The sequence below is a fragment of the Arthrobacter pascens genome (genome assembly GCF_030816475.1).
GTDB classification, from domain to species: Bacteria; Actinomycetota; Actinomycetes; order Actinomycetales; family Micrococcaceae; genus Arthrobacter; species Arthrobacter pascens_B.
This window is the reverse complement of the sequence record NZ_JAUSXF010000001.1, coordinates 1,952,501-1,976,201: the sequence shown is the minus strand read 5'-3', so window position 1 is coordinate 1,976,201 and position 23,701 is coordinate 1,952,501. Positions and strand designations below refer to the sequence as shown.

Sequence of the window (23,701 nt, the reverse complement as noted above, 5' to 3'; positions counted from 1 at the left end):
TAGTGGCCAAGTCGTTACCCCGCGCGCCTGACGGGACTGAAGACGGTTATCCGGAACCGGGCTTCCACCTCAATGGCCGGGGGCAGTCCATCAAGCTTCCCAACAATTTCGGCACGGTCCATATGATGTCCCGCCGGTCCCATGAAGGCCAGGTCCGCTGCCTCACCGCGGGTCAGGATCATGGGAATATCAAGATCAGCGGCCGTTTGGACCACGAAATGGTGTGACATCGAATCCGCCAGCCTGTCGTCCTTGTCCGATCCAATCCCGAGCATGCCGGTTTGCCCTGCCAGGGAGGCCAGGTGGCCGGGCCGCGGGGTGACAATTACAAGCCGGCCGTCCGGGCGGAGGACCCTGGCGAATTCGGCCGCGTTGCGGGGCGCAAAAATCACCGTGACGGCGTCGACGGCTGCGTCTGCCACCGGAAGCGGCTGCCACACATCGCAGGCCAGGTTGATGGCTTCCGGGTTGAGACGCGCTGCCCGCCTCAGTGCGTACTTTGAGATGTCCAGCCCGACGGCGGTGACGCTGGCAGCGTCCGCGTCCAACCGGTCCAGCAGCACCCTGAGGTAGTGGCCCGTCCCGGTTCCGGAATCCAGGACGGTGGGGGCGCCCCCGTGCAGGACCGGCGCGACGGCGCCTGCAACGGCTTCTGCCAGCGGGAGGTAATGACCCCTTTGGAGAAAGGCGGACCGGGCCGCAACCATGTCAGACGTATCAGCCTCGAAGACCGTTCCCTTGCCGACGAGCAGGTTGAAATACCCTTGTTTGGCGGCATCGAAACTATGCCCGGACCAGCATCTCAGTGCTGGCCTCGCAACTGAAGGTGCGGACTCGGCAAAGCTGAGCGGTGCCCGGCAGACGGGGCACAGCAGCGGGAGGACAGTGGCGGGCATACGCTCCATCCTAGGGCGGTGGTGAAGGAGCATGCCGAAGCTGGTGGGTCCGTGCCGCAGGGTTGTTCCCGGAGGGAAGGGCCGCACGTTAGGCTCGGGCAGGTGAAGCCTGAACACCTCCCGCTGTTGAATTCCGTTTCTGCACCGGCTGTCCATCCGGATGGCAGCATGGCTGTCATTTCGGTAACCAGGCCGGACTTCGGGGCGGACTCTTATGTCGGCCAGTTGTGGACCGTCCCGCTGGACACGCAGAAACCTCCCCGCCGCATCACCAGGGGCTTCCGGGACATATCTCCGGCCTTCTCACCGGACGGGATGGTCCTGGCCTTCCTCCGGTCAACGGGCCCGTCAGCGAAGCTGCAGCTCTACGTGGTGGAGGCCGGAGGCGGCGAACCGCAGCCGCTCACCGACCGGCTCCTTGGCGTCGAATCCTTCGCGTGGTCTCCGGATTCCGGCCGGATCGTCTTCACTTCGCGGGAACCGGCACATGCCCGCTCCGGAAGGAGCGCTGGCTCCGGCCCCGAATCGGAGGACGCGCGCCTGATTACCACCTTCCAATACAGGTTGAATGGCGTGGGCTACACCAAGGACAAACCCGCGCAGCTCTTCGTCGTCGATGTTCCCGCGCCTGGCGGGGAACCGACAGTACTGGCCAGGGATTCGAGCCAGGACGGCCGGGGGACCGGAGCGCCGCGTGATCAGGACGCTTCGGACCGTGCAGCCGACTATTCGGACCTGTTTCCGCCTGCTCAACGCCTGACGTCACTCGCGGCCGACCATAAAAGTGCGGGTTTTAGTTCCGATGGAGCCGCCGTCTTTTTCGTGACGGCCCCGCCCGAGAACGACGGGGACCTGTCGACCGGCATTTACAGGATTCCGGCCGGCGGAGGGGATGCGCTGCGGGTGACGCCCTCGGATGATGCGTTACGCGAGATCCAGCACGTCCGGCAGTCCAAAGACGGCAAGTGGCTGTTCTTCATTGCGAGGGGGCTGGGAGATTCGGGTACGGACTTCGTCGCCCGCAATTCCATCCTCTACTGCATGCCGTCAGAAGGGGGCGAAGCCGTGGCGTTGACGGATCCGGAAATGATGGACGTCGCCTGCCCCGGCGAACGGATTGAGCTTCGGGGCCCGGACGGGGCGCTGGTCCTCAACAATGCCCAGGGCACCGTGGAGCTTCTCATGCTGAGTGCCACCGGGGACCATGCCCTCCTGGTCCACGGCGAGCGGGTGGTGACCGGGGCCGCATGGGCCGGTGGTTCTATGCTGGTGACCCTGAGCGATCCCTCGACGACAGGAGACCTTGCAGTCCTCGACGACGGGCAGCTGCGGCTCCTCACGGACTTCTCGGCCGCACTCCGGACCGAAACGAACATGGTGGTTTCCCAGGACGTCACCTTTCAGTCAGCGGACGGGTATCCCGTCCACGGCTGGATATTGATGCCGGCCGGGAAAGGCCCCCATCCGGTGCTGCTGACCATCCACGGCGGGCCTTTCGCCCAGTACACGACGGCGTTCTTTGAGGAAGCGCAGGTATACGCCGAGGCCGGCTATGCGGTGCTGATGTGCAATCCCAGGGGCTCTGCGGGATACGGCCGGGAGCACGGCTTGTCGATCAAGGGCCGGATGGGAACAGTGGATCTGCAGGACGTGCTGGCGTTCCTTGACGGCGCACTCGGGAGATTCCGGGTTCTTGATGCGGACCGGCTGGGCATCATGGGTGGATCGTATGGCGGATACCTGACGGCGTGGGCCATATCGCAGGACCATCGGTTTAAGGCCGCCATCGTGGAGCGGGGGTTTCTGGACCCTGTCAGTTTTGAAGGTTCCGCCGACATCGGGTGGTACTTCGGCACCGAATACATGGGTGGCTCGCCGTCGGAGATGGCCGCCCAGAGCCCCATGGGACATGTGGACAACGTGCAGACCCCTACGCTTGTCATCCATAGCGAAGATGACCTGCGGTGTCCGATTGAACAGGGCCAGCGCTACTTCACCGCCTTGAAGCGGCGCGGGGTGGAGACTGCGTTGCTGGTCTTTCCGGGTGAGGACCATGAACTGTCGCGGTCCGGGACGCCGCGTCACCGGCGGCAGCGGTTCGAGCACATCCTGCGTTGGTGGTCCACCTTCCTGCCGACGTCCGCCAACCCGGCAGAGGCGGCTGCGGGTTAGTCCGTCAGGCCTGCCGTACTGCGGCCTAGGGAAGTTCGGGCAGGAAGTCCAAGGCCGCGCGCGCCTTGCCAATGCCCGGCTCGGCCCAACGCGCCGCATACTCGGCGTTGCTGCTTAGTGACCTGAGCTCGGCCCGATCAACGTAAAGGATGCCATGCAGGTGATCGGTCTCGTGCTGCACGATCCGCGCCTGCCATCCGCTGAATTCACGCTCCTCCGATGCGCCTGCCGGGGTTTCGAACGTCAGCAGCACCTGCTCGTGCCGGACCACCACTGCCTGCAGCCCGTTCAGGGAAAGGCAGCCTTCAAAGAATGCGGCATTGTCCATTCCCAGGGGACTGTAACGAGGATTCAGGATGGCGAGGAAGTCCAGCGGTGTGCGGCGGCGGAGGGCAGCCGCCTCCGGATCGACGTCGAACTGGTCCTCCAGGACAGCAAGCTGCAGCGGAACGCCCAGCTGCGGTGCGGCCAGCCCGACGCCAGGAGCCTCATGCATGACCCTCCTCATGAGTTGGATGAGCTGTTCCAGTTCGACGGCGGTGATCTGGGCGTCGAAGGCTGCGGCGCGCTGGCGGAGCACAGGATGGCCGGCCTGGACTATGGGTGGCAGCGATTCCGCCGCGAGGAGTTCCTGCACGGCTTCCTGGATCTGCGCCGCGCTGAAGGGCGTTGGCGGGGATGCTGGGGTCATGGGGAAAGCCTAGCCTCGGAAGACCGGCAGTGATCGCAGGCTTCCGCTAGTCTCGGTGCCATGGCTGAACTGAATGCTGCACCGAAATCATCGGAGACCACGCCACTGGACAGGGTTCTGGCCTTCATCCGGATCATTGAAGGAGGAGGGGGCGGGGAGGACATCCGGCCTTTCCTTTCCGAGGAATTTGTTCTCGTCGAGGCCCCGCACCTGCTGGCCCCTGAAGGCTCCACGCGCACGCTCGAACAGGTACTCGCGGGTGCGGACCAGAGCGCACAGGTTGTCAGCGGCCAGAAATTCGATATCCGGCGCACCACCTGTGAGGCCGGCCGTGTCGTGGTCGAAGCGGACTGGTCCGCTACAGCGCTGATGGACCTGAGGTACTGGGATGCTGGTGAGATGATCCGTGCCCGGACCTCCTCCGTGTTTGAAGTCCGGGACGGCCGGATCGTCAGCCAGGACAGCTATGACTGCTACTTTGCCGGCGCCTGACAGGCGCAGCCGGAGTACAGTGCACGTCATTGCATGGTGAACCGGCGGGCAACCAGCCGGTTGAGCGGCGGGACTGCCGCCACTGCTGCGATTGCGCCATTCCGCATCGCCAGGACTGGCCGGGGCAGCGGCCGGCCGAGCATCATGTTCACCTCGGACTGCCGCCTCGCCACGTCCGCGGCAAGCCGGCGCCGGAACTCGAAATCCCGGAGGCGGCGTCCAACGTGTTTCCCGTCCAGGGCCGCGCAAATGATCGGAGCCAGTTCCTGGGCGTCCAGCCAGCCCAGGTTCATGCCCTGGCCGCCGATCGGGCTGATTTCGTGGGCTGCGTCTCCGATCAGCGCAGTCCGGCCAGCCACGAGCCTGAGCGCGATGCTTGACCGCACACTGAAACTGCTGAGCATCGAGTTCGTCTCGGCCTCCGGCAGGATCCCTGTGCGCTGCTGCACCAGGCCGGCGAGACCCGTCGCGCTGGGGGCCGTCACCGGTTCACTGACCCGGACCACCCACCGGCGCACGGCACCGGGCAGCGGAAAGGACTCGACGATCCCGCCTGCCTCAAGGAACAGCACCGCGTCATCGCCGAAACCGCCGGCAGCTGCAAAATCACCCATCACGTAGTGGTCGGGGTAGGTTTTGCTTCTAACGGGGACATCGAGCAGGGTCCGCATCAGGGAGCGTGAGCCGTCCGCCGCCACCGCCAGTGCGGCCGTGTCCTGCCACCGGGCTGTCCCGGCGTCGACATCCAGGGTGACCAGTCCGCCGTCGTGTGTTACACCCGTGACCTGCGCGCCCCGCACGAGGGCCTCCGGGTCAAGCTCACGGACCCGCAACTCCAGAATCTCCTCGGTCCGGAACTGCGGAAGCGCCAGGACAAAAGGAAACCGCTCGGAAACCGTCGCGAACGACAGCGAACCGACCGTCCTGCTGCCGCTCATGGCCCTGCCCCGTCTGATCGCTACCCCTTCGCTGACCAGGATGGAGGCAACGCCTACCCGGTCAAGCGCTGTGAGCGCCGGCGGGTGGATGCCGATGGCACGCGAATGCCGGTCCCGCTCAAGCCGCTGCTCCAGGACCCGGACGCGAACGCCGTCCTGAAGGAGCAGGGCAGCAAGGTAGAGACCTACCGGGCCGCCCCCGACGATGAGCACATCAACCATCCGGTTGATCCTTCCGGAGGACCAGCAACTGGTGGAAGGGGGCTCGCGGCTCTGCATGCCAGCCCGCCGGAGCGAGCCCGGACAGTTCAGCCGGTGTGTAGCTGCGCCGGATGGAGGTCAGGCCGTCGGCCCGGATGAAGGAGCCCCTGAACGGAAGGGCTGCGACGAAGAACAGGGCGTAGGCTGCCGGGCTGCGGCGGAGGTCGTTGTGCAGCGCTTTCCTGCGGGCCAGTCCCTGGGAGTCGGCGAGCAGCTGCTGCAATTCCGCCGGCTGCAGGTGGTGGAGGACGTGATTGGAGATCACGACGTCGTAGCTGCGGCCCTCCTTCAAGAGGTCGGAACTGTGCGCCTGGCGGAATTCGACTCCAGGAAGGTGGTGCCTGGCGGCCGCGAATTGGTGGGCCCGGCTGTCCGGATCGATCCCGGTGACGTGCAGCTTCACGTTGTCTCGGGTGGCCCAGCCAGCCAGCGTCGCCGCCAGGTCGCCGCCTCCGGATCCGATATCCAGGACCGTAGTCGGGGATACCGCGGACAGCAGAGGACGCAGCTCCTTGGCGTAAAGCCTCCGCCATCCCGACAGGGCACGGTTCACGACAGCAAACTGCCTGTAGGTCCTTTCCAGCCGGGCGGGGTCGCAATCCGGCAGGTCCATCATTTCAACGGCGTCGGCGGCGCGCCGCCGCAATAGGATCACAAGCAGCTCAGGCCAGCGACGATTCCGCCGTCGGCCGCCCTTCAGCCAGTCCCTGGACCGGTTCGTGGACCGGTTCCTGGGCCGGGGCGGACATGTGAGGCGTGACAGCGGAAACCTGACGGAGCTTCGTGAATAGGCCGGTTTCGACTGTGAGTCCGGGTCCGAAGGCCATCGAACAGATCCGCTCGTCCCCGTCCTCGGCGGGCTGCTCCAGGATGTGCCTGAGAACAAACAACACGGTGGCGCTGCTCATGTTTCCGTAATTCCGAAGTGTCTCACGGGCAGGCACCAGCTGCCGGTCCGTGAGCTCGAGCCGCGACTGGACCTTGTCCAGGATGCTTCGGCCACCGGGGTGGATGGCCCAGTGCCGGATGTCCTTGTAGGGAAGGCCATACAGTGAAGGATCGCGCCCCAGGAGCGGCTCCAGCGCCCCCACGATGTGATCGTCGATGATGTGGGGGACATAGTTTCCGAGCACCATTTCGAACCCGTGGTCGCCGATGTTCCACGCCATCGATTCCTCGCCGACGGGCGTCAGCACAGTCTCAAAGTGGTCAAGCTGCAGCAGCGGTTCCGGCACCTCCCGAGCGGTGACAATGGCCGCCGCGGCGCCGTCCGCAAACAGGGCCGATCCCATGATGGCGTCCGGATCGTTTGATGTGCGGACGTGCAACGAGCAGAGCTCGGCACAGACCACCAGGACGACGGCCTCCGGATCCGCCTCGCAGAAGGACTTGGCGGCGCGGAGCGCGGGAAACGCGGCATAGCACCCCATAAACCCAAGGTGGTACCGCTGGACTGCCGGGTCCAGCCCCAGGGCACGGACGATCTTGTAATCAGGGCCAGGGTTGAAGAAACCCGTGCAGGAAACGGTAATCAGGTGGGTTATGTCACGTAGATCGAGGTCGGGGCAGGCATCCACGGCCGCCTGCGCGGCGGTGACAAAAAGCTTGGTGGCCTCGCGGCCGAATATGTCGTTGCGGACCTTGGTGCTCGGATTCAGCAGGAGCCCGGTGGCCGGGTCGAAGAACTGGGGGTTCTCCGCCCGGAAATCCATCGTCAATTCCTCGACGGCGGTATAACGCGTGTCGATCGCGGCGGAGTCAAAGCAGGTGTTCACCAGCCTTGAGCCAAGCCTCGTCAGCCCTGGCTGGGCCGCGAAGACGTCTCTGGCTTCCGTCTGGATCAGCAGTGTTGGCGGAATAGCCGTTTCCAGTGAGCGCACGTAGACCGTCATTCGTTCATTCTTGGCGAGCCAGGCTCATAAGACAATGGCCGGACGGGTCGGCAGGCGTTTGAGCAGGAAATACTCTGTTCTTGTCGACGGCGCTGGGACGGTCAGGAATGGAGAAGCGCCGGTCACCGGGCCGCACCTACAATGACAAGGAGAATCAGACGTGACGCTCCAATCCGGTTTTGATTGAGCCGGAAGCAGCCGACGGGGACCGCCAAGCGGGGCCGCCAACAGATGGAGACATGATGAGCATCGACACTGGCACCAACACTTTGTCCACTCCGCTGCACGTTGCCGACAGCCATGCGGTCATCCGCGTGCAGGGTGCGCGTGAGAACAATCTCAAGGACATCAGCATAGAGATACCCAAACGCCGCCTGACGGTGTTCACCGGCGTTTCCGGCTCTGGCAAGAGCTCACTCGTCTTCGCCACCATCGCCGCGGAGTCCCAGCGGATGATCAATGAGACCTACAGTGCGTTCGTGCAGGGCTTCATGCCTTCGCTGGCACGGCCCGACGTCGACTTTCTCGAGGGATTGACGACAGCGATCATCGTTGACCAGGAACGGATGGGTGCCAACCCCCGCTCCACTGTGGGCACGGCCACCGACGCCAACGCCATGCTCCGGATTCTCTTCAGCCGACTGGGCAGGCCGTATGTTGGCCCGCCCACGGCGTTCTCCTTCAATGTGCCGACACGGAAGGCCAGCGGTGTCATGAGCACCGAGAAGGCCGGCGGCCGGGTCGAGAAGGCCGTTGTCCAGAACGCGGTCTACCTGGGCGGCATGTGTGCGCGCTGCGAGGGTATGGGCTCGGTTTCCGACTTCGACCTCACAGCGCTTTACGACGACAGCAAGTCGCTCGCCGAGGGTGCGCTGACCGTCCCCGGCTACAGCATGGACGGCTGGTACGGGCGGTTGTTCGAGGGAATGGGCCTCCCGATGGACAAGCCGATTGCGACGTTCACGAAGAAGCAGCTCGAAACGATGCTGTACGCCGAACCCACCAAGATCAAGGTTGAGGGCATCAACCTCACGTTCGAGGGCATCATCCCCAAGATCCAGAAGTCCATGCTGTCCAAGGACGTCGAGGCGATGCAGCCACACGTGCGGCGCTTCGTGGAGAGCGCCATCACTTTCCAGGCCTGCCCCGAGTGCGAGGGCACGCGGCTAAGCCCCGAGGCCAGGTCGTCAAGGATCCAAGGCAAGAACATCGCCGATCTCTGCGAGATGCAGATCAGCGACCTGGCCGAGTGGATCCGCGAGCTCGAAGAGCCGGCTGTCGCGCCGCTCCTGAAAGGGCTGCGGCACCTGCTGGATTCCTTCGCGGAGATCGGGCTTGGCTACCTCTCGCTGGACCGGCCGGGGGGCACACTGTCCGGGGGAGAAGCCCAGCGTACCAAGATGATCCGTCACCTCGGATCCTCCCTCACCGACGTTACCTACGTGTTCGACGAACCCACGATCGGTCTGCATCCTCACGACATCGAACGGATGAACCAGCTGCTGCTGCAGCTGCGCGACAAGGGCAACACCGTGCTCGTGGTGGAACACAAGCCGGAGACCATCGCCATCGCCGACCACGTCGTCGACCTCGGCCCCGGCGCCGGCACCAAGGGCGGCAGCGTCTGCTACGAGGGAAGCCTGGAGGGGTTGCGGCGGAGCGATACCATCACCGGCCACCATCTCGATGACCGGGCGGCCCTGAAGGAGTCGGTGCGCCCGTCAACCAGGAAGCTGGAGGTCCGCGACGCCTCGATGCACAACTTGCAGAACGTCGACGTCGATGTTCCGCTTGGCGTGCTCTGCGTCGTCACTGGGGTCGCTGGCTCAGGGAAGAGCTCCCTGATCCATGGCTCCGTGGCCGAACGCGAGGGCGTTGTGGTGATCGACCAGGGTGCCATCAAGGGATCGCGGCGCAGCAACCCTGCCACGTACACGGGCCTGCTCGAGCCGATTCGTAAGGCGTTCGGGAAGGCCAATGGGGTGAAACCGGCGCTATTCAGCTCCAACTCGGAGGGGGCATGTCCAACCTGCAACGGAGCCGGTGTCATCTTCACCGAACTGGGCGTCATGGCCACGGTCGAATCCACCTGCGAGGACTGCGAAGGGAAGCGGTTCCAAGCCGCGGTACTGGAATACACCCTGGGCGGGCGGAACATAGCCGAAGTGCTGGCGATGTCGATGACTGAAGCCGAGGAATTCTTCAGCAAGGGGGAGGCACGGACACCGGCCGCCCATAAGATCCTCGACCGGCTCGTCGACGTCGGGCTTGGGTATCTCACGCTTGGGCAGCCGCTCACCACTCTGTCCGGCGGCGAACGGCAGCGCGTCAAACTGGCCACCCAGATGGCAGAGAAGGGGGACGTCTACGTCCTTGACGAACCGACCACCGGACTACACCTCGCCGACGTCGAGAACCTGCTGGGCCTGCTGGACAGGCTGGTCGATTCCGGCAAGTCCGTGATCGTCATCGAACATCACCAGGCGGTGATGGCGCACGCAGACTGGATCATCGACCTCGGCCCCGGTGCAGGGCACGACGGCGGCCGGATCGTCTTTGAGGGAACGCCTGCTGACCTCGTGGCCACCCGCGCCACGCTCACCGGCCAGCACCTCGCTGCCTATGTTGGGGCCTGAAGCAGAGCACTTCGTCCGGCGCCAGTCTCTCGACCTGACGGGCGTTCGTCGTTAGTGTGTCAGGCAACGACGTCGAATCCGGAACAGCCGGATCGATGCATGGGTAGGGTCGGCTTCACGTCGCCGTTCGCGTAAAGGAGCGCAGCATGGGAATCCTCTCCGTTGACCTTTTCATCACCCTTGACGGCGTGTACCAGGCGCCGGGTGGCGCCGACGAGGACCGCGAGGGCGGCTTCGAGTTCGGCGGCTGGCAGGGTGCCTATTTCGACGAGGAGACCGGCGAGGCCATCGGCGCCGGTATCAATCGGATGGATGCACTGCTGCTCGGACGCAAAACCTACGACATCTTCGCGGCATTCTGGCCGACCCGGGGCGACGACGACCCTATCGCGGTCACGTTCAACGCCCTGCCCAAATTCGTCGTGTCGCGCTCCGTGACCGATCCGGCATGGGAGGGTACGACGGCATTGTCGGATGTCGCTGAGGTGGCCGCCCTGAAGGACCGGTTCGAGGACATCCACGTCATCGGCAGCGGTGACCTTGCACGGTCGCTGCTCGAGGCCGACGTCGTCGACCGGCTGAACCTCTTCCTGTACCCGCTAACGCTCGGATCGGGCAAGCGACTGTTCGCCGACGGCCAAGGCGTGCCCGCCGCGTTCCGGTTCGCACAGCCGCCGCAGGCATTTCCGAAGGGCGCGGTCTCACTCACATACGAGCGTGCAGGCGCACCTGTCACGGGCATCGACATCAGCCAGGAGTAGCGGCCCCTGGGGCTTAATTATTCGCGCCGAGAATCATCGTGTCGACCGCGTACGCCATGGAGTGAGCCGCGGCCGCCATCCCGGGACGTTGCTCCGGTATTCGAGGTACTGCTCGCCGTAGGTCCGGGTAAGGGTCGGCTCCTCGTAGCCCTTCACGAAAGCCACGACGGCGGCGAGGACGATCAGAGCGTAGAGCACGAGCCACCAGCTGCCAAACAGCAGCGCCTGGCCGAGGATGGTCGTGAGCACCGCGAGGTACATCGGATTGCGCACGAACCGGTAGACCCCTGTCACGACTAGCGTCTCGGTCGGGGCCACCGGGGCGGGCGTTCCGCGGTGCAGGGCAAATAATGCGAAAGCATGCAGGAGGAAAGCCACCCCGATAGTGATGGCCGTCCAGGCGGCCGGCACGACGATCCAGGCCGCGCCGCGCCAGTCATGCCACCGCCAGCCGGAGATCAGCCACGGGATGAGGCCCGCAACGACGCCAGGCGCAAGGAGCAGGAAGACGATCGTCCCGATCCACGCGCGTGCGGACGAGGATGTCAGGGCCATGCCCGTCAGGCTACCCCCATTCCTATCACCGCACGAGAGTGAGTAGCGCTTAATGAGGTTCACAAGGGGGAGTGACCTATTTGAGAAGTAATCTGATGATTTCCCCGGCGCGCTCTGATGTGAAGGCAGTAAGCGTGGTTGCTGGCTGTCAGGGCAGGGGAGTAGTCCAAAGTTTCAGCGATCATGGCCACGCGTGCGAAGGCAATTCGACGGCATGCTTTCTGCTGCTCTGCTCATGCCTGGGCTGCTGAACAGCCCCAGACAGGAATAGGCAGGGATCCCGGCGGGCGGTGGTAGGGTGACCGGAGGCGCACCCTCTGGTGTTGCCTTTCGGGGGAAGTGTCAGCGACGACGGGGGCTTGCGGGGGCGTATTTCTGCTCCTGGGCTTAGCCAAGTCGGGATCTGTATGGCCGCGCCCGTAAAGACGGCGTGGGCTCGTCCTCCGCTCCACTTGAAAGCGTGGCTCATGGTGAAAAAACTTCTTCTGATAGCCGCGACAATATTCGCCCTGGGGGTTCCTTTACTCCTCGCACCAGCCGCCTGGGGCGCCATCACGGGGACCCCGCCGGATACGGGCACAGTCGGCACCGCCTACTCCTATACCTTTACCGCTTCAGGAGTTCCCGCACCGACATTCACGGTCTCGTCAGGGTCACTGCCGGCCGGGCTCACCCTAGGCAGCGCCGGAGTACTCGCCGGCATCCCGACCAGTCCAGGTACCAGCACGTACACCGTCACGGCAAGTAACGGAACCACACCGGCGGCCACGACCGCACCGCTGACCCTGACCATCGCCGCCGCCCCTGTGGCGCCAGCCTTCACCGCCAGCTCCCCGCCGGATACTGGCACGGTCGGCACCGCCTACTCCTATACCTTTACCGCTTCAGGGATTCCCGCACCGACATTCACGGTCTCGTCAGGGTCACTGCCGGCCGGTCTCACCCTAAGCAGCGCCGGAGTCCTCGCCGGCACCCCGACCAGTCCAGGTGTCAGCACGTACACCGTCACGGCAAGTAATGGAACCACACCAGCGGCCACGACCGCACCGCTGACCCTGACCATCACCGCGGCCCCTGTGGCGCCAGCCTTCACCGCCAGCACCCCGCCGGATACTGGCACGGTCGGCACCGCCTACTCCTATACCTTCACCGCTTCTGGAGTTCCCGGACCCGCCTTCGCGGTCTCGTCAGGGTCACTGCCGGCCGGCCTCAACCTAAACAGCTTCGGAGTCCTATCCGGCACCCCGACCAGTCCAGGTACCAGCACATTCATAGTCACGACAGGACGCGCTTGCGGTTGCCGCCTCTGGAACTATGTGGGACCCACAGCCTCGACGGGACTGCTGACCCTGACCATCAACTCAGCCCAGGCGGCCCCGGCCGGCACCCCGCTTGCTTCGGCACCGGTCACACCCGCCCCGGTTGGAGCGGCCCAGGTTGGGAGTCTGGCACAGACCGGCCAGAATACGGTGACGCCTCTCATTGGCGGGACAGTGATGGTCATGCTGGGATTCGCCTTCACACTGCTTGCTTCACGACGACGCAGTCAGCCGCGCCGATGAACCCCGGTGCCATCAGTTAGCTGTCGGAAACGACCCCGAAGATCAGCAGTTCCGGTGGGAATTTACCTTTTCGCATCTATTGAGACTCCCCGTTGTTTAACCGGAGGGGGAGTGACCCGCCTTAGTTTGTTGAAGGTTGTGGAGAGCCTCTCCGAACCATGCGAAAGAAGTCCGGAGTGGATTGAGCGCGACGCTTCATTCTGCGATAGGCGATGTCGCCAGGAACTTCAGCTCTTCGCTCTCAACGACCGGTCGATTTGTTGATCAATAGGAACATGTAGGTCCCTGATACGACAGGGGGCACTGCGATTCTCGGATATCCGTGGTCCACGCATACGCACCCGATGGGGGCCAGTAAGGTTTCCTGTTCCACTCGACAACCAGGTGTGGTACGAGGACGAGTGCAGGAACCATCTTGCAATTAGGGTTGGTCCGAATATTTGGAAAGGTAAGGACTAAAGTGCTTTCACTCGGAGTTGTTCTACTAATCCTTGGTTATATTTTCAACATTGCAATCCTGATAACTATTGGGTGGATTCTGGCTGTTATCGGCCTCGTGCTTTTCGTGCTCGGTGCAATCGGACGCCCTCTTGCCGGAAGACGGTACTGGTACTAATCGCGCGGTCTGACGTCGTTGTCCCAACGTCTTCGGGAATTCTAAACTGGCCTGCGCGGGTATTCATGGGCTGGGAGTAGTGAACGCGCCAGACTGAGAATTACGCGGCAGCACTTGAGTCATGGTCGTCTCTGGAACTTTCCGACAAGAGGCCGCTGTTCGCTTCATCCTTTGGCGATCTGTTCTTTGAAAGTAAGGACAGCTTCTGGTTCTTGGATCTGCTCTTCGGGTTCCTCCAGCACTCCGTTTCTATCTGCTGTAAGCGGCGCACGGCTGCGATGTTCTCGCAGCTACTTCTACTCCCGTGCTTTGAACGCCGATAATGTACATTATGTAAAGTAGTAGTGAATTTCATCACCTGCGAGCGGCAGTCTGAAGCCTGAATTGAACGTGAACCCCAAGCATCCCTGAACGCTTAGCCCAGCGCGATTCTGTTGGCATGGGCTCGTTCTTCCGGCGCAAGTTCGTCCGGCTCGCTCGTCTGTACTGCCCAGGCGGTCACCCCACCATCGGGCCCCGTCGCCTTACCGACCCTGAGGACGTCAACGATCCTGCGACGGACTTCCGATAGCTTCTCAGGCTCCGTGGCAAAGATGACTCTCAGGCGGACTGACGTGCCGGTGCGCTCAGCGCTTGTGTGATGGGCGGCAAGTGGACAAGGCGGCCCTGTGCTCCCAGCTTCCGCAGAGCGCGAACGTAATGGCGGCGCCTGGTGCGCGAATGTCAGCGTCAGCATCCATTATCAGAGTCGCGTTATGTGCATAGGGTTCGCGCATGGCCCCATTTTCCAGCATCCAGTGGGGCCTGCACGAGCATTCCCTCAAGCCGGGCCGCAGACTACGCACCTGACGAGCCACCCAGGGCCATCATTTGCCCTGTTCGTTGGGGGGTCATGTGCCGATCCACTCCCCTGTCTCTTCGACAGATAGCGAGCTGCCTTCCGGAAGCTGAACCCAAGTCACCCGCCACAAGATCGGCTCCGTCGTACCCTTGCCCACCGCTGAGCCTCGATCAGGTGCCGTGTGGAGTGGTCAATGAAGGGACGTCCTGCCCTCATCTGTTCGTCCAGCTCGGCCAGTTTGTCTAAGTAACGTTCGGCTGAGAAGTCGGGGACCCACCACATGCACTTGCGCAGGAACCACACCACGGCGCGGACGTCGACGAATTCCATACGGCATCGTGCCGTGCGAAGGTCCGTGACAGTAAGCCCTGCCGCTTCAGCCGAAGCGGCCTAGTGCTGGGGGTCCCGCCCCTTGCCAGGTTCGGGCAGCGGATCAAGGAAGTGCTCGGTAAGTTCGATCGCCGACGCGCTCAGGAAACACCGGAAGCTCCGAAAGCACCTCACCGCCGCCGGTATCGAGATCGAGCGCGCTGCTGGCGCTGGCCATCCGGCCGGCCAGCATCCTTGCGAATCCCCAGGGCGGACGCTCCTCCTCGGCCCGCCCCTTTTTACCAGTCGAAGCCCCAGCCCGTCACGTCGGCTGAACATCCTCCTCCACAAAGCTCTCCAAGTCCCGCATCAACATCCGCTCCTTCGAATTCCTTATGTAGGCCGGGGACCCTAGCGAAGGTCAAGGACATTCCATACGAGCTCGCCGTGGTCATCCCACACGCTGTGGTGCCGAGTGAAACCGAGTTTTTCGAGCACCCGGAAGGATGCCGCGTTCCCTACACGTACGGTTGACCACAGTCGGAAACGCCCAGTCTTCCGAGCCGCCTCGACAATTGCAGCCGCTGCCTCTGTGGCGTAGCCGCATCCGTGGGCATGTTTGAAAAGCTCGTAGGCCAACTCCGGTTCGTCGATCGTTGCTCTCCCAATCACCAGTCCGCAGTAGCCAAGGATCTCACCGTCAACCTTCCGGGTGACGACGGAGGGTACGACGCCGTGATCACTCTGGGCTTGGACCACACCAGCGACTACTTTGGCGTCCGCATCGGCAGAAGGGGCCTCTCCCCCGCGTTCTGCGACAAGCTATCGATGCCAGCCGGTGTCGTCCGCGATCCATGGTCGAAGGGCCAGGCGCGCAGTCTCCAAGGAGAGGCGAATACGTGACGAAGGCTCCATGAACCCATCATTGCGCAAGGAACCGGAATCGGTTCCGAGGCATGATCGTCTAGCTTGCTCTATCCAGGGAGGAGTCGCGGTCTGCCTCCGGGCCGGGCGTGCCGCCCACTGCCGCTACCAGGCGCTCCCTCGGGCGGCTAAGGTGCTCATCCAGGAAAGAACTGGCCGCCAATCCGTCACCCGCTTGGATGAGTTCGATCAGGTGCTGGTGTTCCTTGATGATGCGTTTGGGATCGACGAGCTCCAGGCCTTGGATCTGGGCCATGCAGAGCTTTACCTGGGAAACGAGTGAACCGTACATGCGGCTGGTCCGCGGGCTGCCGATGCTTTCCACGAGTGACATATGGAACCGCATGTCCGGGTCAACGGTGTCGAAACCGGAGCCGCCTTCAAGTCTTTCCAGATCACGCTGAGCGGCTATGGCCGCCTCCGGCACACTGCGTGTGGCGGCCAGTTCGAGGAGAACGGATTTTTCGAGCCGGGCCCGCGTGAGATAGATGTCCCGGACGTCTTCCGGGCCCAGCTTGATCACGCGTGCTGTTTTGTTCGTACGGCGTTCCAGCAACGCTTCGGCGACTAGTTTCTCGATCGCCGCTTTTGCTGTGGGCCGGGCGACGTCGTACTGCTCGGCGACACTGGTCTCCGTGAAGGAGGCATCAGGCGGATACTCCCCCCGCATGATTGCCGAACGGATGTCTTCCGATATCGCTTCGACGAGGGAAACAGTCATCAACCGGGTTGCCGCCACTTTGCCACTCTCCTTCGCTTCCGCCACCAGTCTAAGCAAGACAACATGACAGGTCTACTCGCTATGCATGAATACTTGCTAGACAATCGCAGTCGCGACGCTGTTTACTTGTAAGACAAATGACGGGACCTTATGGGCCCGGCTGTTTCTCAATGAGGAGAGCTCATGTTCGAACAAGTCCTGGATCCCGTAGCCAACTCGCTGTTCTGGTTGGCTGCGCTCGCCGCCGCTCCACTGATACTGCTCTTCGTGCCACTCGGAGCCTTCCGTGCAAAGGCCCATATCGCGGCTGTTGCATCGCTGGCGCTTTCCATGGGCACGGCTTCGGCGAGGCAAACACCGGAGAAAAGGGCGCATCATTGAAGCTGCGGATACTCATTGCGCCTGACAAATTCAAGGGCTGCCTGGATGCCGTGGGGGTCGCCAGCGCCATTCGGTCCGGCATTGAATCCCACCCAGGCGACGCATCCGTTCAGGTCACAATCCTTCCGCTCGCAGACGGTGGAGACGGAAGTGTGGATGCAGCCATAGCAGCCGGCTCGCAGGCAAGAACAGTCGAAGTGCACGGCGAAAACGGACAGGTCCGCCAGGCGCAGATAGCGTTTGACGGGCAAACAGCCGTCGTCGAAGTGGCAGGAACATGCGGCCTCTCCACGGTACGGGGTCCACTGCGACCGCTGACGGCGTCGAGCCGGGGCCTGGGCGAAGCTATTCTGGCCGCCGCGCAACTCCAGCCGGAACGCATAGTCGTCGCCCTTGGCGGTAGCGCGAGCACCGACGGCGGCGCAGGTATGCTTGCCGCCCTCGGTGCGGAATTCCGGGATGTGCACGGACATCCCGTAGAGCCGGATGGCGGGGCGCTTAGCCGCATCGTCCGAGTCGATCTGGACCGGATTTACGATTTCGGCGGAATCGAACTCATCGGCGCCAGCGACGTGACCAACCCGCTCCGCGGCATCAACGGTGCTGCCCGCATCTTCGGGCCGCAGAAAGGCGCCGATGAGGCAGGTGTCGCCATACTTGAGCAGGGCCTGGACGCTCTGGTCAAAGCATGTGCCCGCGTTGGGGCCATCAACGCTGATGCCCTCGCGGCCACCCCCGGTGCGGGCAGCGCCGGAGGAATAGGATTCGGCCTTCTGGTCCTGGGCGGCTCGCTCGTGTCCGGAGCAGCCTACTTCCTGGACCTCCTGCACTTTGATGAACATGCTCAGGAGTGCGACCTAGTGGTTACGGGAGAAGGCCGCCTAGATGCTCAGACGTCCGACGGTAAACTCATTTCCGCTGTGTGCGCCCGTTCAGGAAACACCCCGGTGTGGGCAGTCGTCGGCTGCTCAATCCTGGATGACCGGGCAGCGGCCGGCATGGGTTTGTCCAGCGTGATTGCCCTCCATGATCTCGCAGATCAGGACACTTCACAGGACTCCGCCCTTGCCACGAATGCCCTGCACCTAGCGGGACGAAACATCGCTCACGCTCTCACCATATGAGGACCAAGAAGTGAGGGAACGACGGCGGGAAGTCCCGCCGTCGTTCCTTCCCGTTTGTGTCCGGTTGGCGTCGCTCGGGCAGGGACATGCTGTTGCTATCGGTCGGGGAAGTTCCATACTTGCAGTTAGTGGCAGAAACGTGCGGAAGGAGCCCCGGTGCCTCGGGTGGAAGCAGACATGGACACCCCGGTTCCTCCGGAGCGCGTCAGGGCAGCACTGCTGGACTTTTCCCCCGGCCGCCCGCAGGTATGGCCAGGCATTCATCCGTCCTTGTACGAGGTGTACAACGTCGGCGAGACGCAGGCAGACATCCGGGAAGGAAGTAAGTTGCCCGGTTCCACTGTCTGGGCGAAGGAGCACTATGACTGGTCCGATCCGGAAACCGTCCGCTGGACGGTGGTCGAGAGCAACTTCTGCGCACCCGGAAGCTACGTCAGCGCCACCATAACGCCCAATGGAACCGGCGGCTCGCGAATCCACGTCATATGGAACCGCACCCCGACCACATTGACCGGCCGGATAGCGGCAAAGGTGATCACAGCCACGAAAGGCGCCCCGATCACCCGTTCAATACGCAAAGGGCTCAGTCGGCTCAATAGCACCGGCAACCATACTTAAAGCCTCAGGATGGGCATGGGCCACCGCGCAGTTCCTGTCAGGAACCGTTGTACGCCGCCTCGAGTTCGCTGATCTCCAGCTTCCGCATGCCAAGCATCGCCTCCATGGCACGCTGGGCGCCGGCCGGATCCGGACCGCCGAGCAGCCGCCCCAGGGCCGACGGGACAACCTGCCAGGAGACCCCGAACTTATCCTTGAGCCAGCCGCACTGGCTCTCGGACCCGCCTGCGGTGAGAGCAGCCCAATAGCGGTCCACCTCGTCTTGGGAGGAACAGTCAATGACGAAAGACACAGCCTCATTGAAAGTGAACGCCGGTCCCCCGTTGAGCGCCATGAATTTCCGCCCCTCAATCTCGAACTCCACGGTCATTGCCTGCCCGGGCGTGCCCGGTCCGGCATCGCCGTAGCGCGACGCGCTGAGAATCCGGGAGTTATCAAACACCGAAACGTAAAAGTCGGCGGCTTCCTCGGCCTGCGTATCGAACCATAGGCACGTGCTGATCTTCTGCATTTTTCGTTCCTTCATCTCGTTGGCTTGCGCCGACAGTTGGTCCTGCCGCGGTTCATTCGGTATTCGGTGTTGGTGGCGAGCCTAGCTTCGGCTGAATCACGGCACAATCACGCCGGACCATCCAGTACGCGCGGTTCCGGCATCAGATACTTGCCGCTCTTTCCTGGAGGGCGGCCCGTGTTCGGTCGTTCTTGGCCAGCGCGGCGGCCGTCGCGAACTCCGACCGTGCCTCCTCCGTCCGGCCGAGCCGGGCCAGCAACTCGCCGCGGACACTGGGTAGCAGGTGGGACCCGCGCAATGCGCCGCCGGAAGCGAGACGGTCCACGATCCCCAAAGCCGTGTCCGGTCCCGTGGCCATGGATACGGCCACAGCACGGTTGAGCTCCACGACGGGGCTGGGAGCAATCCGGACGAGCGCCTCATAAAGCAACACGATGTGGGCCCAGTCCGTCTCCGCGATGCTTGGTGCCATTACATGGCATTGGGCTATCGCTGCCTGCAACGCGTAGCTACCCCTGCCCTTGCCTAACCCGTCGCTCCGGATAAGCGCTTCGCGCCCCCGCCCGATCTGGGCCCTGTCCCAGCGCCCGCGGTCCTGGTCCGCCAGCAGCACAGGCTTGCCGTCTGCAAGGGTGCGGGCGGCAAACCGGGAGGCCTGGAATTCCATGAGGGAGACTAGTCCGTGGACCTCGGGCTCACGCGGGACCAGACCCGCGAGCACCCTTCCGATTCGCAGCGCTTCACCGGCCAGGTCCGGACGGATCCAGCTCTCCCCCGACGTTGCCGCGTACCCCTCTGTGAACATGAGGTAGATGACCCCCAGGACGCCGCCCAGCCGAGGTCCCCAATCGTTTGGCTCGGGGACCTCGAAAGGCACCCTTGCAGCGGTCAGGGTCTTCTTGGCCCGCACTATCCGCTGCTGCACGGTGGCCACCGGAATAAGGAACAGCCGCGCGATCTCCTCCGTCGTCAGGCCTCCCACGACCCGCAGCGTCAACGCAACCTGGGCCTCCCGGGAGAGGACAGGGTGGCACGCAGTGAACACGAGCCGGAGCACGTCGTCGTCGACCGGCTCCCATGTCACTCCGTCCTCCAGCTCCAGCCCGTTTGCGAGAGCGCGGTAGTGCTCGTCCAGCCGCTCGGCGCGGCGCCAGGAGTCGATGGCCTTCCGTTTTGCCACCGCAGTGAGCCAGCCGGCGGGATTGTGCGGGATACCGGACTCCGGCCACTGCGACAACGCGTCGGCCACAGCCTCCTGGGCAAGATCCTCGGCGAGCCCGAAGTCGCGGGTCGCACGGGCCAGCACGGCGATGATGCGGGCGCCGTCGATACGCCAGACCGCCTCGATCCTGCGCTTGACCGATTCAGCACCTTCCGCTCCACTCATGACTGGCTCCTCCGGCTCCTAGCCGATCCCTGGCCGTGGAGCAGCGTCGTCCCTTGCCACGTCGACGTGGGCGAACTCTGCAAAGTCGGGCATATCCGCGAATTCGGTCACGCGGCGGACTTCGAGCTTGGATCCCGGGCCAAGCGGGCACCGCCTCGCCCACTCCAGGGCCTCTTCCTTCGAGGCCACCTGGACAATCCAGAATCCGTTGAACAGCTCGTGCGTTTCGCCGTACGGGCCGTCGCTGACAATCTGGGGCTCCCCGGAGAAGTCGACAACGAAGCCGGCATCCTCGGATGTGTCAACGAGACCCTCCCCGGCCAGCATGACCCCGGCCTTGATGAGCGATTCGTTATACGCCCCCATCTGCCTGATGATCTCCTCGAACGGGATCTCCTTGTAGGCCTCTGCTGCCTCGGCCGTAGCCCGCATAATGAACATGTACTTCATGGGATTCTCCTTGCATACATGAGGACGCCGTATGCGTCCTACTACTATCCTGTCGAACGGGGTCGGCCCGAATCGACAAGGGTTCAGAATTTTTTCCCGGCTGGCTGATCCAGTTTCCTGCGCTTGAGCCCTGCCGGTTGTTCCCCGGAAATCCGCACCGCATCCCAGGACTCTCGGAGACTGCAAATGTGCTGCAGCCTGCCCCCTTAGTAAGCCCTGAACAGCAGCGATACTCAAGCAACCCTTGAATCTCCCCCGCGTGCATGTGAGTATTGCCGATGGGATAACGTTTTCCTCACGCCCTCTCGGTTAACCGCTATCGAACGGAAGTCAATGACGACGAACTATCGCTACCTTCAGTCATCCAGCAATGCGATCTCACGCAGGTCCCTGATAGCGGGTGCCTCATTCGCGGTGCCACTTGCCGCATTCGGCGTTGCCGGCGCCTCCGCCGCAAACGACAACTCGCCCGGACACGCACGCCGACCGCTCACCACTGCAGGAACTGCCACCTACCAGCATCCGGGAATGGTGCACACCCTGACCGACCTTGAGCGCGTCTCGAATCAGGTGTCCGCCGGCAGCCAGCCCTGGCTGGGAGGCTGGAACCGCCTCCTCGCCAACGGCCGCTCGAATTCCGGGTGGCAGCCACGCCCGCTGGAAACAGTCGTCCGCGGGGGCACCGGCGAGAACTACGCCCAGATGTACCCTGACATCCATGCCGCCTACCAGAACGCCCTGCGGTGGCGGATCTCCGGCGACGCCGCCCACGGCGCGGCTGCCGTGCGGATCCTCAACGCCTGGTCCGGGATGCTGACCACAGTCACCGGCAACGCCGACCGTTTCCTGGCAGCGGGCATCTACGGCTACCAGTTCGCGAACGCGGCCGAGCTGGTGCGGGACCACCCCGACTTCGAGTTCGAGCGGTTCCGCGGCATGCTTCTCACGGTCTTCCACCCGATGAACGAGGACTTCCTCACCAACCACAACGGCGCCGTCATCACGAACTACTGGGCCAACTGGGATCTATGCAGCATGGCATCGGTCCTGGCGATCGGCATTTTCGCTGACCGCGCGGACCTCGTGGACCGGGCGGTTGCGTACTTCCAGAGCGGCGCGGGCAACGGCTCGCTGCCGCACGCCGTGCCCTACGTTTACGAGGACCAGGGCCTGGCCCAGTGGCAGGAAAGCGGCCGCGACCAGGGCCACACGATCATGGGCATCGGGCTCATGGGCGCCTTCTGTGAAATGGCATGGAACCAGGGCATCGACTGCTACGGCCAGGACAACAACCGATTCCTCAAGGCCGCCGAGTACGTCGCAAAGTACAACCTCGGATACGACGTCCCGTTTACCCCTTACACCTGGCAGTCCGGCCCAAAGTCGACTACCGCACCCCACGCCGGCTGGAACACCCAGACGGTCCCCGGCGCGGGCGGCCGCGGGCAGGCCCGTCCCGTATGGGACCAGGTTCTGGGACACTATTCCGGCCGCATGGGCCTTAGCGCCCCGTGGGTGAGCCAGATCGCCGCCACCCTGCGGCCCGACGGCGGAGGCGGCGACTACGGCACGGCCTCAGGCGGATATGACCAGTTGGGGTTCAACACGCTGATGCAGTACCGGTAGAAGCCTGGGGAGTCCGGGCGGCAGGCTCAGCGCTGCCGCCCGGTGGGCGTTCCGGATCCTGGCGGTGACTCCCCTTCCGCGGGGAGGCGGCTCACCAGGCCAACCGTGTTTCCCTCGCTGTCCCGGATGAAGGCCATCCACTCATCGGAGCCCGCGGGGCCGAGCCTGTCATCGCTGTGGTGGAAGATCACGTGGGGTGCGGCGACTACCTCCACTCCTCTGTCCTGAAGGGCGGGAACGGCCGCCCTGACATCGGGAACCTCCAGATAGAGCACGGACGACGGCGCCCCCCGCTCAAGCAGGAGCCGAACGCCGTCGAGATCGAAAAACAACAGACCCGGTGGGTCAAAGACCCCTGCAGGCTCCGTTCCGAGCAGCTCTGAGTAGAACTCGGCTGCACGCCGAAGATCCGTGGCCCGTTGGGCAACCTGTATCAGCCGCAACTGCGCCTCCTCTGCGGTGCCCGCACCATCCCGTCCCGCCATCTTCCGCAATCCTGGATGCCGACGCAAGGACTGCGGCGGCCGGGGCCCCGGCCAGCAGCTAGGCTCGAAAGCATGATTCCAGAGACCCAGCAGCCTTCCCCATCCACCGGCCGCCGGGCCATCGCAGGCGCAGCTTTGGCCGACGTCGTCCTGATCCTGCTCTTTGCGGCGATCGGCCGGGATGCGCACCAGCGGGGCGACGCCATCACCGGCGTGCTGCTCACAGCATGGCCATTCCTCGCTGGAGCAGCGCTGGCCTGGGCCGCGGGAAGGGTCTGGCGCACGCCTCTGGCAGTGCGCCGTGCCGGCCTCCCGGTCTGGCTGGGCACCGTTGCCGGCGGCATGATCCTGCGGGCACTGACGGGCCAGACCGTGGTGGTCGCATTCGTGATTGTCGCCCTCCTGAGCCTCGGGTTGTTCCTGGTCGGCTACCGCCTGCTGCTGGCGGGACTTCGCCGCTTGAGGCGGCCGGAGCGCCAAGGATAATAGCTGGGTCCATGTAATAGGCTGGCAGCACTGAACAGTCTTGCCGGGGCACTGCTGCGGCCAACAGATCCGGAAGGATTGATAGTGATCACCGCATTCGTTCTGATCAAAACCGACGCCGCCCGCATTCCCGAAACTGCCGAAGAGATCTCCGCCATCCAAGGCATCAGCGAGGTGTATTCCGTCACCGGTGAGTGGGATCTGATCGCGGTCGCCCGGGTGGCACGGCATGAAGACCTGGCTGACGTCATCGCGGACCGGCTGTCCAAGGTTCCGGCAGTGGTTCACACCACCACCCACATCGCATTCCGTGCCTACTCGCAGCACGACCTGGACGCGGCGTTCGCTTTGGGCTTCGAGGAGTAA

At 63.8% G+C, this 23,701-nt stretch carries 23 protein-coding genes; 11 read left to right on the top strand and 12 right to left on the bottom strand.

Features of this window, described 5'->3' with window-relative positions; genetic code table 11:
* Window positions 1-14: 14 nt before the first annotated feature.
* Window positions 15-896, bottom strand: a complete 882-nt coding sequence (locus tag QFZ40_RS09075; protein WP_306903971.1) for a methyltransferase domain-containing protein — start codon at window positions 894-896, stop codon at window positions 15-17.
* 102 nt (window positions 897-998) lie between these two features.
* Here QFZ40_RS09075 and QFZ40_RS09070 point away from each other — a divergent pair, with 102 nt between their 5' ends.
* The gene (locus QFZ40_RS09070; protein WP_306903970.1) at window positions 999-3,068 is read left to right on the top strand and encodes a S9 family peptidase; all 2,070 of its coding nucleotides are present in this window, start codon (window positions 999-1,001) and stop codon (window positions 3,066-3,068) included.
* Between the two features lie 25 nt (window positions 3,069-3,093).
* On the opposite strand, the gene QFZ40_RS09065 is transcribed toward QFZ40_RS09070, so the two are convergent.
* Window positions 3,094-3,759 (bottom strand): peptide deformylase, encoded by a 666-nt coding sequence (locus QFZ40_RS09065; protein WP_306903968.1) that lies wholly within the window; start codon window positions 3,757-3,759, stop codon window positions 3,094-3,096.
* 60 nt (window positions 3,760-3,819) lie between these two features.
* On the opposite strand from QFZ40_RS09065, the gene QFZ40_RS09060 reads away from it, so the two are divergent.
* Window positions 3,820-4,251: a nuclear transport factor 2 family protein gene (locus tag QFZ40_RS09060; protein ID WP_306903967.1), complete on the top strand. Its 432-nt coding sequence runs from the start codon at window positions 3,820-3,822 to the stop codon at window positions 4,249-4,251.
* A gap of 26 nt (window positions 4,252-4,277) precedes the next feature.
* Here the strand turns inward: QFZ40_RS09060 and QFZ40_RS09055 are convergent, their stop codons facing one another.
* Genes QFZ40_RS09055 through QFZ40_RS09045 form a run of 3 tightly spaced genes read right to left on the bottom strand, consistent with a single transcriptional unit; the run spans window position 4,278 to window position 7,342 of the window.
* Complete coding sequence (locus tag QFZ40_RS09055) at window positions 4,278-5,411, bottom strand: FAD-dependent oxidoreductase (protein ID WP_306903965.1); 1,134 nt, start codon at window positions 5,409-5,411, stop codon at window positions 4,278-4,280.
* Window positions 5,404-6,105: a class I SAM-dependent methyltransferase gene (locus tag QFZ40_RS09050; RefSeq protein WP_373427418.1), complete on the bottom strand. Its 702-nt coding sequence runs from the start codon at window positions 6,103-6,105 to the stop codon at window positions 5,404-5,406. Before QFZ40_RS09050 ends, QFZ40_RS09055 begins: the two co-directional genes overlap by 8 nt.
* Before the next feature lie 7 nt (window positions 6,106-6,112).
* The gene (locus QFZ40_RS09045) at window positions 6,113-7,342 is read right to left on the bottom strand and encodes a type III polyketide synthase (RefSeq protein ID WP_306903964.1); all 1,230 of its coding nucleotides are present in this window, start codon (window positions 7,340-7,342) and stop codon (window positions 6,113-6,115) included.
* A gap of 242 nt (window positions 7,343-7,584) precedes the next feature.
* Here QFZ40_RS09045 and QFZ40_RS09040 point away from each other — a divergent pair, with 242 nt between their 5' ends.
* Together QFZ40_RS09040 and QFZ40_RS09035 are read left to right on the top strand one after the other, a co-directional pair.
* Entirely contained in the window at window positions 7,585-9,978 is a 2,394-nt protein-coding gene (locus QFZ40_RS09040; RefSeq protein ID WP_306903962.1) for an excinuclease ABC subunit UvrA, read from the top strand.
* Window positions 9,979-10,124: 146 nt separating this feature from the next.
* Window positions 10,125-10,739, top strand: a complete 615-nt coding sequence (locus QFZ40_RS09035; protein ID WP_306903961.1) for a dihydrofolate reductase family protein — start codon at window positions 10,125-10,127, stop codon at window positions 10,737-10,739.
* 33 nt (window positions 10,740-10,772) lie between these two features.
* Here the strand turns inward: QFZ40_RS09035 and QFZ40_RS09030 are convergent, their stop codons facing one another.
* Window positions 10,773-11,294, bottom strand: coding sequence for a methyltransferase family protein (locus QFZ40_RS09030; RefSeq protein WP_306903960.1), 522 nt, complete (start codon window positions 11,292-11,294; stop codon window positions 10,773-10,775).
* Window positions 11,295-11,761: 467 nt separating this feature from the next.
* On the opposite strand from QFZ40_RS09030, the gene QFZ40_RS09025 reads away from it, so the two are divergent.
* Window positions 11,762-12,856, top strand: a complete 1,095-nt coding sequence (locus tag QFZ40_RS09025; RefSeq protein ID WP_306903959.1) for a putative Ig domain-containing protein — start codon at window positions 11,762-11,764, stop codon at window positions 12,854-12,856.
* Window positions 12,857-15,033: 2,177 nt separating this feature from the next.
* On the opposite strand, the gene QFZ40_RS09020 is transcribed toward QFZ40_RS09025, so the two are convergent.
* Complete coding sequence (locus QFZ40_RS09020) at window positions 15,034-15,381, bottom strand: GNAT family N-acetyltransferase (RefSeq protein ID WP_373427417.1); 348 nt, start codon at window positions 15,379-15,381, stop codon at window positions 15,034-15,036.
* Between the two features lie 205 nt (window positions 15,382-15,586).
* Window positions 15,587-16,285, bottom strand: coding sequence for a GntR family transcriptional regulator (locus QFZ40_RS09010; RefSeq protein ID WP_306903958.1), 699 nt, complete (start codon window positions 16,283-16,285; stop codon window positions 15,587-15,589).
* Window positions 16,286-16,450: 165 nt separating this feature from the next.
* Between QFZ40_RS09010 and QFZ40_RS09005 the strand changes: the two genes are divergently transcribed.
* The 3 genes from QFZ40_RS09005 (at window position 16,451) to QFZ40_RS08995 (ending at window position 18,390) form a co-directional block, all read left to right on the top strand.
* Window positions 16,451-16,648 (top strand): hypothetical protein, encoded by a 198-nt coding sequence (locus tag QFZ40_RS09005; RefSeq protein WP_306903957.1) that lies wholly within the window; start codon window positions 16,451-16,453, stop codon window positions 16,646-16,648.
* Window positions 16,645-17,772, top strand: a complete 1,128-nt coding sequence (locus tag QFZ40_RS09000; RefSeq protein ID WP_306903956.1) for a glycerate kinase — start codon at window positions 16,645-16,647, stop codon at window positions 17,770-17,772. Before QFZ40_RS09005 ends, QFZ40_RS09000 begins: the two co-directional genes overlap by 4 nt.
* 156 nt (window positions 17,773-17,928) lie before the next feature.
* Entirely contained in the window at window positions 17,929-18,390 is a 462-nt protein-coding gene (locus tag QFZ40_RS08995; protein WP_306903954.1) for an SRPBCC family protein, read from the top strand.
* 37 nt (window positions 18,391-18,427) lie between these two features.
* Here QFZ40_RS08995 and QFZ40_RS08990 read toward each other — a convergent pair whose 3' ends face one another.
* The 3 genes from QFZ40_RS08990 to QFZ40_RS08980 all read right to left on the bottom strand — a co-directional run bounded on the left by QFZ40_RS08990 (window position 18,428) and on the right by QFZ40_RS08980 (window position 20,738).
* A complete protein-coding gene (locus tag QFZ40_RS08990; protein ID WP_306903953.1) occupies window positions 18,428-18,901 on the bottom strand; it encodes a VOC family protein in 474 nt (157 codons plus the stop codon).
* A gap of 142 nt (window positions 18,902-19,043) precedes the next feature.
* A complete protein-coding gene (locus tag QFZ40_RS08985) occupies window positions 19,044-20,288 on the bottom strand; it encodes an RNA polymerase sigma factor (protein WP_306903952.1) in 1,245 nt (414 codons plus the stop codon).
* An 18-nt stretch (window positions 20,289-20,306) separates the two neighbouring features.
* A complete protein-coding gene (locus tag QFZ40_RS08980; protein ID WP_306903951.1) occupies window positions 20,307-20,738 on the bottom strand; it encodes a YciI family protein in 432 nt (143 codons plus the stop codon).
* Window positions 20,739-21,071: 333 nt separating this feature from the next.
* Here QFZ40_RS08980 and QFZ40_RS08975 point away from each other — a divergent pair, with 333 nt between their 5' ends.
* The gene (locus tag QFZ40_RS08975; RefSeq protein WP_306903950.1) at window positions 21,072-22,364 is read left to right on the top strand and encodes an alginate lyase family protein; all 1,293 of its coding nucleotides are present in this window, start codon (window positions 21,072-21,074) and stop codon (window positions 22,362-22,364) included.
* A gap of 26 nt (window positions 22,365-22,390) precedes the next feature.
* Here the strand turns inward: QFZ40_RS08975 and QFZ40_RS08970 are convergent, their stop codons facing one another.
* The gene (locus QFZ40_RS08970) at window positions 22,391-22,807 is read right to left on the bottom strand and encodes a VOC family protein (protein WP_306906881.1); all 417 of its coding nucleotides are present in this window, start codon (window positions 22,805-22,807) and stop codon (window positions 22,391-22,393) included.
* A 114-nt stretch (window positions 22,808-22,921) separates the two neighbouring features.
* Between QFZ40_RS08970 and QFZ40_RS08965 the strand changes: the two genes are divergently transcribed.
* Window positions 22,922-23,335 carry a DUF3054 domain-containing protein gene (locus QFZ40_RS08965; protein WP_306903949.1) on the top strand — a complete coding sequence of 138 codons (414 nt, stop codon included), beginning with the start codon at window positions 22,922-22,924 and terminating at the stop codon, window positions 23,333-23,335.
* Window positions 23,336-23,419: 84 nt separating this feature from the next.
* Window positions 23,420-23,701, top strand: a complete 282-nt coding sequence (locus QFZ40_RS08960) for an Lrp/AsnC family transcriptional regulator (protein ID WP_306903948.1) — start codon at window positions 23,420-23,422, stop codon at window positions 23,699-23,701.

Bases quoted from the DNA above. Each gene is read 5' to 3' on its own strand.
- QFZ40_RS09075 (WP_306903971.1), bottom strand. From the start codon at position 896: ATGCCCGCCACTGTCCTCCCGCTGCTGTGCCCCGTCTGCCGGGCACCG.
- QFZ40_RS09065 (WP_306903968.1), bottom strand. From the start codon at position 3,759: ATGACCCCAGCATCCCCGCCAACGCCCTTCAGCGCGGCGCAGATCCAG.
- QFZ40_RS09060 (WP_306903967.1), top strand. From the start codon at position 3,820: ATGGCTGAACTGAATGCTGCACCGAAATCATCGGAGACCACGCCACTG.
- QFZ40_RS09055 (WP_306903965.1), bottom strand. From the start codon at position 5,411: ATGGTTGATGTGCTCATCGTCGGGGGCGGCCCGGTAGGTCTCTACCTT.
- QFZ40_RS09045 (WP_306903964.1), bottom strand. From the start codon at position 7,342: ATGACGGTCTACGTGCGCTCACTGGAAACGGCTATTCCGCCAACACTG.
- QFZ40_RS09040 (WP_306903962.1), top strand. From the start codon at position 7,585: ATGAGCATCGACACTGGCACCAACACTTTGTCCACTCCGCTGCACGTT.
- QFZ40_RS09035 (WP_306903961.1), top strand. From the start codon at position 10,125: ATGGGAATCCTCTCCGTTGACCTTTTCATCACCCTTGACGGCGTGTAC.
- QFZ40_RS09030 (WP_306903960.1), bottom strand. From the start codon at position 11,294: ATGGCCCTGACATCCTCGTCCGCACGCGCGTGGATCGGGACGATCGTC.
- QFZ40_RS09025 (WP_306903959.1), top strand. From the start codon at position 11,762: ATGGTGAAAAAACTTCTTCTGATAGCCGCGACAATATTCGCCCTGGGG.
- QFZ40_RS09005 (WP_306903957.1), top strand. From the start codon at position 16,451: ATGTTCGAACAAGTCCTGGATCCCGTAGCCAACTCGCTGTTCTGGTTG.
- QFZ40_RS08990 (WP_306903953.1), bottom strand. From the start codon at position 18,901: ATGCAGAAGATCAGCACGTGCCTATGGTTCGATACGCAGGCCGAGGAA.
- QFZ40_RS08985 (WP_306903952.1), bottom strand. From the start codon at position 20,288: ATGAGTGGAGCGGAAGGTGCTGAATCGGTCAAGCGCAGGATCGAGGCG.
- QFZ40_RS08980 (WP_306903951.1), bottom strand. From the start codon at position 20,738: ATGAAGTACATGTTCATTATGCGGGCTACGGCCGAGGCAGCAGAGGCC.
- QFZ40_RS08975 (WP_306903950.1), top strand. From the start codon at position 21,072: ATGACGACGAACTATCGCTACCTTCAGTCATCCAGCAATGCGATCTCA.
- QFZ40_RS08965 (WP_306903949.1), top strand. From the start codon at position 22,922: ATGATTCCAGAGACCCAGCAGCCTTCCCCATCCACCGGCCGCCGGGCC.